Source organism: Anabaena sp. AL09, from assembly GCF_001672255.1.
In the GTDB taxonomy this organism is placed as follows: domain Bacteria; phylum Cyanobacteriota; class Cyanobacteriia; order Cyanobacteriales; family Nostocaceae; genus Dolichospermum; species Dolichospermum lemmermannii.
Window position 1 is genome coordinate 1 of the sequence record NZ_LJOQ01000054.1, and the last position, 12,322, is coordinate 12,322.

Sequence of the window (12,322 nt, forward strand, 5' to 3'; positions counted from 1 at the left end):
TCTGGTTCAAGTCAATTTATAGTTGCAACTAATTCTGGTTGGAAACAGCGATGATTGCAGGTCGAGCCAATTATAATTCCAGGTCGCTACAGCTATTAATTGAAAGTAATGATTGGGTTTATGTATTCCCATCTATGCCTTCTGATGCACAATTTAATCAGCGCCCTCCTGTCTTGGCTATTAATACAGGCGATGGTGGGGTACAATTGTTAATTATCAGCCGTCCTAATCTGCGTGAAAAAGGCAATTAATGTCATACCTGGAAATTTTTCTGTTCACCTATTAATTAAATTTTTCCAGTCTTTTAAAAATGTGTAGAATAATTACAGTTAAAACCGCGCCCATTAATCCTAATTGCCATAAACCGCACCCAGCAGCAATTCCCAAAGCCGCAGCTACCCAAATCGCAGCGGCAGAAGTCAAACCATGAATTTCCGGTGATTTTGATGTTTGGGAAGATTCACGTAAAATTTCCCCAGCGCCTAAAAACCCCACTCCAGCAGCAATACCTTGAACTACACGACTAAGAGAATCAGCACTAAGTTCTGTTCCACCTGTTTGGATAGTGATGAGAGTAAATATGGCTGAACCCAAACTTACTAACATATGGGTTCTTAAACCTGCCGGTTTATTTTTTAGTTGTCTTTCTAAGCCAATTAAAGCTCCAATAAACAAGGCAAAACATAAACGAAGTCCAGTGTTTAGCCAGTCACTACCGGCAATATAATAAGGATTGATCAATTTTTTTCGGTGGTAAATAGTTTAATAAATGAAATCGGGGCATTGTTCGGACTAATTGGTAATATAGTAACAAAAAGTATGTAATAAATATTATTTAATAAATTGAGTGGATAAACTCTATTGGCTTGACCAAATTAAACTACAAGACCGCGCTAAAGTTGGCGTGCAGGCGTTCGATTTAAGCAAAATCAAACAACAGGGTTATCCTGTTCTTCCTGGTTTTGTAGTAGAAGCAGATGTTTTACGGCAATTTCTAGAAACTCTCAATAGTTCAGAGTCGTTAATCGCTGATTTACCCCATTCTTCGCTACATTTAGATGTACATAATTGGCGACAACTGCAACAGGTAGCCGGACGCTTACGTCAGGAAATTATCTCAGCGACTGTGCCACCTCATTGGGTGAGGACAATTTTTCAAGCTGCGCGACAATGGCAAAGAAGCAGTTTAATTTTGCGTCCCAGTTTGGCAATATCAAATAAGCAAGAAATGAAAAATGTATCTGGGTTATTAGAACCAGTATTTTGCCCTTGTGAAGAAGAGGAAATAGGTGAAGCTTTAAAGCTGCTTTGGAGTCAGTTATTCCGAGCCAGAAGTTTACTATATTGGCATAGTGCGGGGCTTAGTTTGCCCAGCATTAATTTAGGGGTGTTAGTGCAACCAGTTGACAATGCGATCGCTTCTGGTGTAATCAATACTAAATCATCGGCATGGGATATTGAAGCTACTTGGGGTTTAGGACTAGCAATTACCAACGGTGAAGTATTACCAGATGTTTATTACATAGAACCAAAAACCGGCGCAGTCGTAGAAAGACAATTGGGTAATAAAATGTTGGCGTATCGTCTTCATCATGGTAATGCTTTTACAGATGAACAACTACAACCAACATTAGATACTGATTTTTTATTAGCTTATATTTTAGAAGAATCCCAACAACAAGAATATGCTTTGCCAGAAGAATTTTTGCAAGAATTAATTACTGTCAGTAATCAAATAGTCAGTGAATTAGGGGCAACTTTAACTATGAAATGGACAGTTGCGAAAGAATCTTTAGCCACAAAACTCTATATTACAGAAGTCACTGTTCCCCAATCTGTAAATAAGAGTGTGCAATTTATTCAAGGCATTGGGGCAGCCAGAGGGAGAATTATTGCTAATGCCCATATTTTTAGTTCATCACAAAAAGCAATCCAAGTTCCTCAAGGTGTAATTCTCATCGCCCCAGTGATTACTCCTGATTATTTACCCTTACTACAAGGCGTTGCGGGGATTATTACAGAACAAGGGGGATTAACTAGCCACGGGGCGATTTTAGCCAGGGAGTTGGGTATTCCTGCGGTGGTGAGTGCCACAGGTGCAACCACTCTTTTACAAGCAGGTGAAAAGTTATTATTAGATGGTAATAAGGGTGAAATATATCGTTTCACAGAAGATGAAGAAAACTTTCCTAGTGAGGAGATAGAAGAATTAATCAAAGAGGAAAAAATTGTCAATTATCAGCCGATAAATTTACCAATAATTGCCACTAAGTTACTCGTAAATTTGAGTCAAGGACGATTAATTGAACAAGTAAAATGTTTACCTGTAGATGGGTTAGGATTATTACGTTCAGAATTGATGATGTTAAATATTCTGGAGGGAGAACATCCTCAAGAATGGTTAATTGCCGGAAGAAAAGCGGAATTATTAGAGTTATTATCTGAGCAGATTAAGCAATTTGCTCGCGCTTTTTCACCCAGACCTATCTTTTATCGCTCTTTAGATTACCTACCCCATGATTTATTATTATCACAGTCATCAATTTATAGTGAGCGAAGTCGAACTATTCTTGGTGACAGGGGTGTTTTCAGCTATATGCAAAATCCGGCGGTTTTTGAATTGGAATTGCAAGCTTTAGCGATAGTTCAAGCATCTGGTTATAGAAATATTAATTTGCTATTACCTTTTGTCCGCAGTGTTGAAGAATTTATATTTTGTCGTCAAAAAGTTGAGCAATTTGGGTTAACACAAATATCCCAGTTTCAATTATGGATCATGGCAGAAGTTCCTAGTATTTTATTTCTATTACCTGAATATATTAAAGCTGGTGTGGCAGGTATTTCTATTGGCACAAATGATTTAACTCAATTATTATTAGGAATAGATAGGGAACAGGGAAAATTAGGGAGAATATTTGATGAAAGTCATCCAGCAGTAATGGGGGCAATATCTCAATTAATTAAAATGTCTCAAGCTGGAGGTATTCCCTGTTCTATTTGTGGTCAAGCCCCGGTGCTTTATCCAGAAATGATTGATAAATTAATAGAATGGGGGATTAGTTCTATTTCTGTAGAACCGGAAGCGGTGGAAAGGACTTATCAAGCGATTTCTCGTGCTGAACAAAGATTAATTTTAGCAGCAGCACGACGACAACTTAGCAACTTAAAAAATTAATATCGGCAAATAGCCGCTACTTTAACTCCACTAGGCATTGCTTCTGGTTCAAGAGTATAAACTTTACCACCATTTAAGATGGTGTGAATTACCGCAAAATCTAACATATCTTCATCATCTGGTGCTGGTTCTGGATGTAATTCAACTGTAGCAGTTGGTAAATCAAATTTACCCCATATATGTTGTTTTAGAGGCACAAACAAAGTATCAACTCTTTGATAATATGCAGCCGGAATAATTGCTTTGATATCATTGGCAATTTTGTTACTTTCTTCCCCAGATAGTTGCAGATAAACAGCCATTAGATCTTCATATTCCTGTTGAAATAAAGGGTTAACAATTTCCCAAGCTGCATGATTTAATTCTTGCATTTTGAGGATTTCTGCATTGCCAGTAATCCCTGTTTCTGCTAAATATGGATAAGTATTAGCTTGTCGGTAAATTGGTAATAAATATTCTACTCCTGCTAATATTAAAGGTGCTTTTTCACCTCGCAATTTTTTATGTAATGCACTATCAACAACATAACAAAATTGCAAAATATCTTCTTCATGTTTCTCCCGATCTGGATTACCCTGTCCATGCACAGAACCAGGGTGTTGAGCCGCAGAAGTTGCACCTCTAGCGATACCAATTCTATGCTGTACGCCTTTTTGGAATTCATCTTCTAAGAGAGTTTCATCCAAAATATGAGGCATATTTTCTACTTCTACTTCATTAATTTGGTAGCGTGTGCCTGAGTAAAGTTTGACATTCTTTTGACTTAAAGCCAAAATGTAGAATTTTCCATCATTATTAATCAGATTTAATAAGGGTTTGATATGAAAATTCTTACCAACAACCACTAATTGGGGAAAAGAAATTGGTAAACAATAGTAACGAAATAGATTGGGGGAAATAAAAATTACTAATCCCTGATTTTGAATTTCCCAAAAATCAGTATTGTCTAATTCCATCGCTGGTTTGAGCAAATTTACAGTCTCAGTATGACGTAATCCTGTTTCATCTAGGCGGGTTTCAGCTTCTCGAATTAAATTTTTAAACCGAATCGGATTTTGTCGCGTATCTCCTCCTAGTTTTTCCATAGGTAGATACAGAGAAACGCATGGATACTCAGGATTTTGGACTAAATTTTTAAGTTCATCAAGAGAAAATATAGTCATAGATTTCATCCCCGTCGAGGATAATTACAGAATCTAGATTCCATTCAACTCTTGATGTGGAAATTCTGCATCTTGCTTTTGACAAGAAATTAACTGCTTTCTATTCCTTTTTATAGATATATAGCAATTCGTATTTGATTTGTGATAGCGTAGCGTGCCGTAGATATACATTGCAAGAGTCAGATCCCCGACTTCTCGAAGAAGTCGGGGATCTGATATTCAAGTGGGTTATAAATGGGTGTAGAAAGAATTATTGCGGTTTGAGAATACTGGGAATTGTAGCGAGGATGCGTGTGACAATTTCTTCTGGTGTTTCGGTCGCGCTCATAGTAATATGTAAGTCAGCTTGGGAGTACATTGGTTGACGTTGTTCCCAAAGCGATGTCAATTTACTTTCGATATCGGCATCTTGTAAAAGTGGTCTGGTATTGTCTTCCGCTAACCGCTGTAAGATTATTCCTATTGGTGCATCTAACCAAATTATCAACCCATGATGGAGATAACTCCAATTCTGTTGCTGCATGGGAACACCCCCACCCGTAGATATAATCAACTTAGTATAAGCACAAACTTGAGCTAAAACATCACTCTCTAATTGCCGAAACTCCGCTTCACCATTTTCGGCAAATATTTCATTAATAGATTTACCTGCGGCTTTGATTATGACTTCATCTGTATCTACAAATCTATAACCAATTTCTGCGGCTAATAACTTTCCTACTGTTGTTTTCCCAACTCCCATCATGCCAATTAAATAGAGGTTGACTCCTTTTAATATATCAATCATCAGTATTTTTCTCCTGTAAAATTATTAATTATTATTAAAGCTTAAATTAGCGTTTTTGTGGTTTATTTTCGTTGTCATCCTCAAAATCATCATCTTCAAAAAAATCCCAGTCATCATCATCTGTAACTTGAGTTTTGCCTGATTCTTGGTAAGGAGGAATAATTACCCGATAATCAGCATCATAAACAGATTCAGTTTTACCCACAGCAGTATTTTTCGGTGATTGGGAACTATAGGAATAAACGGAACTATTGCGGGAATTAGAACTTTGTTGACTTGGGGAAGTTTCTGTTACTGATTCTGAATTTTCGCCATTATCCCAATCATCTTGATTGCGATTTGTGTCCCAATCGTCAAATTCATCATCAACTTGATTAACGGTTGGTGGAGGACTTTGAGGAGGTGGAGTATTTTGTCTAACACGGGGTGGAGTGGGAATTGATTTGGGTAGAGGTTGTGGTGCTTGTAAATTTAAATCAGTCGCAAATTTTAACAATCTAGTAATTATTAAAGATGTGAAAATACCAGCAGTTATACTTAATAAAATCCACAATGCTAATGGTAATGCTTGAGTTCGCATCCCCAAAAACATTAATGGAAGTGAGGGCGACAAATTTTGAACTAATATTATTATTAGTCCCAGCATTGCCGTCACCAAGATAATTAAGCGAATTACAGCCATAAAAAATTCAAAATTGCAGCAGGATTCTAAGAATACACCAGGAAAAAACAGATGAATATAGCTGTTGCCACAAAAGAGCAAAATAGAATTAAGAATTAAGAATTAAGAATTAAGAATTAAAAATTTAGTTTTTTCATTTTTAATTGTTAATTTTTAATTGCTATAAATGACCTTGCCATCGTTCAATTGGTATACAGTCAATATCTAATTGATCCAGAGCGCGAGCTACAACAAAATCAACTAAATCCTCAATGGTTTGTGGGTTGTGATACCAAGCAGGAATGGCGGGGACTATTCTCACTCCAGTTTCCGCTAAGGTCGTTAAGTTCCGCAGGTGAATTAAACTAAAAGGGGTTTCTCTGGGGACAATTACCAGTTTACGTCCTTCTTTAATTTGGACATCTGCGGCTCGTTCTAGTAAGTCGGAACTTAGCCCCCCAGCAAGTTTTGCGACTGTACTCATACTACAAGGGATAATGATCATCCCCAACGTGCGGAAAGAACCACTGGCAATACCCGCACCAACATCACTCCAAGGATGACAGCGGAGTTTACCTTGTTCGGGAACTCCGGCTTGTTCTCGCCAAAATTGCTCTTGTTTTTCTGGTTCTCCTGGCATTCGGATTTCCTGTTCTGCCTGCCAAACTGTGTAAGTAGATTTAGATGCCACCAGTTCAATTTGATATTCTGCGGCTAAGAGGAATTTAAGAGCGCGAACGGCGTAAATTAGACCAGATGCACCTGTTACGCCCAAGATTAAAGGTTTTGTGTTATTAGTCATTTGTCATTTGTCAGTGGTCATTTGTCAGTGGTCAGTGGTCAGTGGTCAGTGGTCAGTGGTTAATATTTAAGAGCAACTAACAACGGACAACTGACAAAAGACAACTGACAACTGACTATTCTTGATCATAAGGTTCTCTGTCAAAAGATATGGCTTTGCCACGCAAGCTATCGCTTTGATTTTGTGGATAAATGTCTCCTGTTTCCTCATTGCCAGTATTCTCGCTCATGGCCTTAGGTAAACCATCAGCACCAACTGTCACTAAATCAATTTGTTGACGGTAGTAATCAACACTTTTGACTTGTACCATACAGCTATCGCCCAATCGGTAGGAAGCCCGATTTTTTCGCCCAAATAACGCTTGTTGTCTGGCACGATATTCATACCAATCGTCTTTGAGGGAACTGACGTGAACCAGTCCTTCTATTCGTAAGGTATTAGCGAGATTACCTTCTGTGGGCGATTCTACTGGGACTTCAATTTCCACAAAGAAGCCGTAGGATTGAACACCAGTAATTACTCCTGGAAATACTTCGCCAATGCGTTGTTTCATTAAGGAGGCTTTTTGGAGTCCGGCTAAATCAGCTTCAGCTTCTTGGACTTCTTTTTCTCGGTCATTAATTTGGACAATGACTCTGGTTAAGTCGCTTTGCAGTTCTTGTTGGAGTTCTGGGGGGAGAACGTTCCAATTGATTTCTTCGTGACAATTAGAATGGCGGAGGTTTATCCGATCTTTGACGCGGGTATTCCGGCGATCGCGCCCATGCTCTAGTAAGTTATGATACACCCGTTGCAAGAGGATATCTGGATAACGACGTAAGGGGGCAGTTATGTGGACATATTGGGATAAAGCTAGTCCAAAGTGAGAACTTTTGGTAATGCTATATAAAGAAGGCTTGAGAGTGTCTTGTAATAAATAGGTGAGAACTTGTTCCGATGGGGAATCGGCAAAAGCTCCCGTCAAGTGTTGATAATCTAGAGGTTGGATTTCTAATTCTGGATCAAGTCCTAATTCCACACCTAAATTAACGGCTAGTTTGAGCATTTCCTGAACATCTTCGGGATCAGGTGTGCCTTGAACTCGCCATAAACTGGGAACTCCCAAGGCGCTGAGATGATCAGCCATGAGTTGATTAACTAATATTACCAATTCGGTAATGAGCGATCGCCCAGGTAAGTCATTAACCACCACCGATCCCATTGCTCCTTCGTCATAGTAAGGGTTGTGGCTGGGTGGGAGATTTAACCGTAAGCTGCCCCGCTGTAGACGTACCTGTTTAATAGCAGTAGCCAAAGTCTGCAAATCTGGTAATTTCTCTTGGACTTCGGCTGCCACTGTGCTGCTTTCACCGGCAAGAATAGCTGCTGTCTCTACTTGACTAACAGCTACATCTACATTAATGACACTAGGTTGAATTTCCCATTCCTCCACTTCTCCTGATTGGGGGTTAATGGTGATGATAAAAGAGAGAGCCAAGCGATCGCTACCAGGGACTAAGGAACACCGTTGTATCACCACTGCTGGCAACATTGGCAGTAGTAATTCTCCCAAATACACTGACTTACCCCGCTTGAGGGCTTCCCGGTCTAGAGCCTCATCGGGTTGGATATAGTGGGAAACATCTGTAATATGAAATAATAATCGCCAATTATCATCAGTAGTTTTTTCTACACTGAAGGCATTTTCAACTACAGACTCATCACTGTTGACACTCTTAATGGTGAAGGTAAAAACCTCACGTAAATCGAGACGATTTTTCAGGTCTGCTTTCAGGAGTCTCTTGGGTAACTTTGCCGCTGCATCGAGGATAGAATCAGGAAAAGTTCGGGATAAATCATGTTTACAAGTTACCAAATCTATATCCGCTGCGGCTTCAGCATCACTACCCAAAATTTGCACTACTCGACCCAATGGGGGATATTGTGCGAGGGGATAGCGAAGAATTTCTACATGAGCTAAGTGATCAATTGCTTCTTCCAACTTCATGCTGTTGAGTTGTAGTTTCAGTTCAAACAGCAATCTGTCATCCAAAGGGACAGCCCGAAAACCTTCCTCCACCTGCTTAATTCTGGCGAGTAAGGTGTGATTAGACCGCTCCATAATCAACTTCACCTCACCTTCCGGCGATCGCCTGCGACTGCCTTCCTTGAGGACTCTTACCAAAACGCGATCGCCATTCCAGGCATTACTCAAATGACTTTCACGGATGTAAATATCCTCTGAGCCTTCGCTATCTTGAATCGCAAAGCAAAAGCCCTTACTAGAACAACGGAGTTTAGCCTCAATCAAGCCTTCTTCGGTAACGCGGCGATATTTCCCCCGTTCCTTCACCAAAAGCCCGATTTTTTCCAACACATCCAAAGTAATTTGGAGTTTTTCTAGACTTTCTTCATCCTCACAACCCAGTTTTTTTTCTAGGACTTTACGAGCCACTAATTTATCATCTGTAAAATTGGCAAGAAGTGTAGCGATTGAAAATTCCATGCAGTGAACCGACCTTTGGTCAAAACATCATTTGTTGTCGAATCTGGCTCTTTACTGTATTCCCACCCGGTTTACAGACACTTGCTTACGAATTTCGCCTTTGCGTAGTGTTTCGTAGAAAAGGCAAGTCCGCTCATCGCGCAGCGTGGCGTTAGCCATAGTCATTGTCAGATGAAGCCCCTGCGTTGACTTCTCACTGCACGACAATCTCAGCGTTTGCTTACGTGACCCTTGACTTGATCTAAACAATCTTGACCATGCACTCCTGATACCTAATAATTAAACACTACGTAATTTAGATAATGAGTTAGTGAGAGACTTGGTTTGGAGAACTCTCTATCTCACCCACAACCCACAAACTACAAACTGGTTTAACTACAGGTGTTTGATAGTTTAGATGTAAGGCAAGTCCACGACATCAGTATCTGATAGCATAGCGTGGTGTTGGCCATGTCTTCACTGGAAGAAACCGCTGAAAAACCCAATTCTCCCTTATGTAGAATCGGTAACAATCAGGTAAGCAGTAAAACACAGGCAACGAAGGCAAACCTTATCTTTATTATTGTAGATTTAGAGCGCACTTCTTTAAAAATACTTCTAGATATCTAATTGGTTAATTAGTATAGCATTTAAAGATAAACGACAATTTGTGATCAACAACTGTTAGTATCAGGACATATTTAACGTCGTGAGTGCTTAGTTCTCAGTAAGACTTTATATTGAAATATAGGGTTTTGTTTAGGGGACGGTCAGTGGTCAGTTGTCAGTTGTCAGTTGTCAGTTGTCAGTTGTCAGTTGTCAGTTGTCAGTGGTCAGTTGTCAGTTGTCAGTTGTCAGTTGTCAGTTGTCAGTTGTCAGTAGGGGCGAAGCATTTGGAAGATAAATTATCGATCATTGCCAAAAATAGTTCTCCAAATCAGTGGTCAGTGGTCAGTTGTTAGTGGTCAGTTGTCAGTTGTGCGCTGACTAGCAATTTATGTTATTAGGAAAATTTAGATAAAAATGGTTGAAAGTATGATGTTGGCACAATTCCAGAATTTGTACCCCAACGGCAGTATTATCTCAGAATTAATAGAAATTTTTCAAGGGAAATATATCGTCCGTGTCAGTATACAACTCGAAGGTATCACCAGGGCAACGGCGATCGCAGGAGCAGAAACAGTAGAAGCAGCAGAAGACCAGGCTAGAAACAGAGCTTTAACGGTTTTGGGGATCAAAAATACACCGGGGGAAGTCACAAAATCTGTCTCCCCATTAGTTACCACTCCACAAATAAAACCCACTTTCCAGGAATCAAAACCTGTTCCCCCTGTTAACAATACACAGATATATACACCACCGCTACCAGAAGAAGAAATTGATCCCAAATTTCCAGAACCAGAAATATTTTCTCATCAAGAACCAGAATATCCACCTTTATCAGAAGTCCCTCCTAGTAATGTCACACCATTTACACCTCGCAGTTATACCCCTTATGAGGATACTGGTGTCCAGTCAGTCGTCGGTAAAAAGAAAAGACATAATGAACCAGTAAATTTATCTGATGTCATTGCCCAAACAGACGTAGAAATCGAGCGATTAGGCTGGACACCAGAACAAGGTAAAGATTATCTGGTCAAAACCTACAGTAAACGAGGACGTTCTCTGCTGAGTGAAGAAGAATTACGAAATTTTCTCACTTACCTCAAATCTCAACCAGATCCAATTGCGGGATTTTAGAATCAGGAGTCAGGAGTATGGCTAACGCCACGCTTCGCTATCAGGAGTTCAGGAGGAAGAAAGAAGGAGTTCAGGAGTTCAGGAGTTTAGAAGAAGGAAGAAGGAAGAAGGAAGAAGGAAGAAGGAAGAAGGAAGAAGGAAGAAGGAAGAAGGAAGAAGGAAGAAGGAAGAAGGAAGAAGAATTTTCTCATTAACAACTGACCACTGACCACTGACCACTGTACGGGCGAAGCATTTGGAGAACTATTTTTGGCAATGATCGATAATTTATCTTCCAAATGCTTCGCGACAACTGACCACTGACCACTGACAACTGACAACTAACCAATAACTAAACTATAGGTACAGGACGACTACCGGCGGCATGACGGTCAATTACTTGGTCAATTAAGCCATATTCCTTGGCTTCTGCGGGAGACATAAAGAAATCACGTTCGGTATCTTCAGAAATCCGCTCAAATGGTTGACCAGTATGATCAGCGAGAAATTCGTTTAGCCGCTGCTTGTGATACAAAATTTCGCGGGCTTGAATTGCAATATCAGTTGCTTGTCCTTGAGCGCCACCGAGGGGTTGATGAATCATAATCCGTGAATGGGGTAAACTCATCCTTTTACCCTTTGTACCCGCGCTGAGGAGAAAAGCTCCCATACTGGCCGCCAATCCAGTACAAATTGTACAGACATCAGGGCGAATATGCTTCATGGTGTCAAAAATACCCATTCCCGCTGTCACAGAACCACCAGGAGAATTAATGTACATATATATGTCCTTCTCCGCGTCCTCAGAATCTAAAAACAGCAGTTGGGCAACAATCAAGTTAGCCAGATTGCTATCAACCTGTTCTCCCAAAAAAATAATCCGCTCACGCAACAGCCGTGAATAGATATCAAAGGCGCGTTCGCCTCGGCCGGATTGTTCAATAACGATAGGAATCATTTAGTGTGTTTTAGCTATTTTTCATTTATTCTATCGGTGACAACGGCTAATTGTGTTGAAATTGCCAATTAAGATTAGGACAAGCCAGGTGAAGAGAGCAGATAGAATCTCATATAAAGAAATATATCTTACTCAAGTATCAGTATTATTACGGTTCTTGCTAATCGAGTGACTGGAGTAAAACAATGAGATATTCCCAGGGATTTAAAAATAAATTTGGATTTTCAGGACACTTTTTAGAAAAAACAAACGTCCACGTTGTCAGGTGCATATAAAGAGAGAACTGGATCACATTTTTTCACAGACTTCTGAACTATTCTCAAATTATATTCACCAAATCTGATAAACCAATAACACAAAGTGTATTTAGAATAACAAGTTCCCATGGAAGTCTCATGCATATAAATAAAGAGAGGGATATTATGCTAGAAAAACTTATACAAGCGGCCTTTATTACATTTTTATTGCAACTCATCGCCGTATTGAGTAACACTACTCCAATACATCCCAAGGCAGCCTCACCTCTTGCGGAAATGTCTGGTCCTGTAATTAGTTCGACTTTTCAGGTTTCGGAGTAAAATGCAGCCTAGACG

General features: G+C 39.7%; 13 protein-coding genes. 6 read left to right on the plus strand and 7 right to left on the minus strand.

Annotated elements, in window-relative coordinates; translation table 11 throughout:
• The first annotated feature begins 50 nt into the window (after positions 1-50).
• Positions 51-251: a hypothetical protein gene (locus tag AN490_RS10560; protein ID WP_300002827.1), complete on the plus strand. Its 201-nt coding sequence runs from the start codon at positions 51-53 to the stop codon at positions 249-251.
• 31 nt (positions 252-282) lie between these two features.
• Here the strand turns inward: AN490_RS10560 and AN490_RS10565 are convergent, their stop codons facing one another.
• A complete protein-coding gene (locus AN490_RS10565; protein WP_300002830.1) occupies positions 283-741 on the minus strand; it encodes an MgtC/SapB family protein in 459 nt (152 codons plus the stop codon).
• Between the two features lie 106 nt (positions 742-847).
• On the opposite strand from AN490_RS10565, the gene AN490_RS10570 reads away from it, so the two are divergent.
• On the plus strand, positions 848-3,175 hold the full coding sequence (locus AN490_RS10570) for a putative PEP-binding protein (protein WP_300002833.1): 2,328 nt from the start codon (positions 848-850) through the stop codon (positions 3,173-3,175).
• Here the strand turns inward: AN490_RS10570 and AN490_RS10575 are convergent.
• The 5 genes from AN490_RS10575 to AN490_RS10595 all read right to left on the minus strand — a co-directional run bounded on the left by AN490_RS10575 (position 3,172) and on the right by AN490_RS10595 (position 9,073).
• Positions 3,172-4,338 carry a hypothetical protein gene (locus tag AN490_RS10575; protein WP_300002836.1) on the minus strand — a complete coding sequence of 389 codons (1,167 nt, stop codon included), beginning with the start codon at positions 4,336-4,338 and terminating at the stop codon, positions 3,172-3,174. The genes AN490_RS10570 and AN490_RS10575 overlap by 4 nt on opposite strands.
• 250 nt (positions 4,339-4,588) lie before the next feature.
• Positions 4,589-5,125 (minus strand): shikimate kinase, encoded by a 537-nt coding sequence (locus tag AN490_RS10580; protein WP_168697150.1) that lies wholly within the window; start codon positions 5,123-5,125, stop codon positions 4,589-4,591.
• A 46-nt stretch (positions 5,126-5,171) separates the two neighbouring features.
• Positions 5,172-5,807 carry a LapA family protein gene (locus AN490_RS10585; protein WP_300002841.1) on the minus strand — a complete coding sequence of 212 codons (636 nt, stop codon included), beginning with the start codon at positions 5,805-5,807 and terminating at the stop codon, positions 5,172-5,174.
• A 160-nt stretch (positions 5,808-5,967) separates the two neighbouring features.
• Positions 5,968-6,588 (minus strand): flavin prenyltransferase UbiX, encoded by a 621-nt coding sequence (locus AN490_RS10590; RefSeq protein ID WP_148764845.1) that lies wholly within the window; start codon positions 6,586-6,588, stop codon positions 5,968-5,970.
• A 115-nt stretch (positions 6,589-6,703) separates the two neighbouring features.
• Positions 6,704-9,073 (minus strand): ribonuclease R family protein, encoded by a 2,370-nt coding sequence (locus AN490_RS10595; RefSeq protein WP_300002846.1) that lies wholly within the window; start codon positions 9,071-9,073, stop codon positions 6,704-6,706.
• 767 nt (positions 9,074-9,840) lie between these two features.
• Between AN490_RS10595 and AN490_RS10600 the strand changes: the two genes are divergently transcribed.
• From AN490_RS10600 to AN490_RS10610, 3 genes are all read left to right on the plus strand, one after another.
• Complete coding sequence (locus tag AN490_RS10600; RefSeq protein ID WP_300002849.1) at positions 9,841-10,014, plus strand: hypothetical protein; 174 nt, start codon at positions 9,841-9,843, stop codon at positions 10,012-10,014.
• 76 nt (positions 10,015-10,090) lie between these two features.
• Positions 10,091-10,792: a hypothetical protein gene (locus tag AN490_RS10605; protein ID WP_148767077.1), complete on the plus strand. Its 702-nt coding sequence runs from the start codon at positions 10,091-10,093 to the stop codon at positions 10,790-10,792.
• Between the two features lie 17 nt (positions 10,793-10,809).
• Positions 10,810-10,986, plus strand: coding sequence for a hypothetical protein (locus AN490_RS10610; protein WP_300002852.1), 177 nt, complete (start codon positions 10,810-10,812; stop codon positions 10,984-10,986).
• A 137-nt stretch (positions 10,987-11,123) separates the two neighbouring features.
• Here the strand turns inward: AN490_RS10610 and clpP are convergent, their stop codons facing one another.
• Positions 11,124-11,729, minus strand: coding sequence for an ATP-dependent Clp endopeptidase proteolytic subunit ClpP (gene clpP / locus AN490_RS10615; RefSeq protein WP_168697154.1), 606 nt, complete (start codon positions 11,727-11,729; stop codon positions 11,124-11,126).
• A gap of 422 nt (positions 11,730-12,151) precedes the next feature.
• Here clpP and AN490_RS10620 point away from each other — a divergent pair, with 422 nt between their 5' ends.
• Positions 12,152-12,307: a hypothetical protein gene (locus AN490_RS10620; RefSeq protein ID WP_300002857.1), complete on the plus strand. Its 156-nt coding sequence runs from the start codon at positions 12,152-12,154 to the stop codon at positions 12,305-12,307.
• Positions 12,308-12,322 lie beyond the last annotated feature (15 nt).

Coding starts and splice junctions, on each gene's coding strand:
- AN490_RS10560 (WP_300002827.1), top strand. CDS start 51: ATGATTGCAGGTCGAGCCAATTATAATTCCAGGTCGCTACAGCTATTA.
- AN490_RS10575 (WP_300002836.1), bottom strand. CDS start 4,338: ATGACTATATTTTCTCTTGATGAACTTAAAAATTTAGTCCAAAATCCT.
- AN490_RS10580 (WP_168697150.1), bottom strand. CDS start 5,125: ATGATTGATATATTAAAAGGAGTCAACCTCTATTTAATTGGCATGATG.
- AN490_RS10585 (WP_300002841.1), bottom strand. CDS start 5,807: ATGGCTGTAATTCGCTTAATTATCTTGGTGACGGCAATGCTGGGACTA.
- AN490_RS10590 (WP_148764845.1), bottom strand. CDS start 6,588: ATGACTAATAACACAAAACCTTTAATCTTGGGCGTAACAGGTGCATCT.
- AN490_RS10595 (WP_300002846.1), bottom strand. CDS start 9,073: ATGGAATTTTCAATCGCTACACTTCTTGCCAATTTTACAGATGATAAA.
- AN490_RS10605 (WP_148767077.1), top strand. CDS start 10,091: ATGTTGGCACAATTCCAGAATTTGTACCCCAACGGCAGTATTATCTCA.
- AN490_RS10610 (WP_300002852.1), top strand. CDS start 10,810: ATGGCTAACGCCACGCTTCGCTATCAGGAGTTCAGGAGGAAGAAAGAA.
- clpP (WP_168697154.1), bottom strand. CDS start 11,729: ATGATTCCTATCGTTATTGAACAATCCGGCCGAGGCGAACGCGCCTTT.
- AN490_RS10620 (WP_300002857.1), top strand. CDS start 12,152: ATGCTAGAAAAACTTATACAAGCGGCCTTTATTACATTTTTATTGCAA.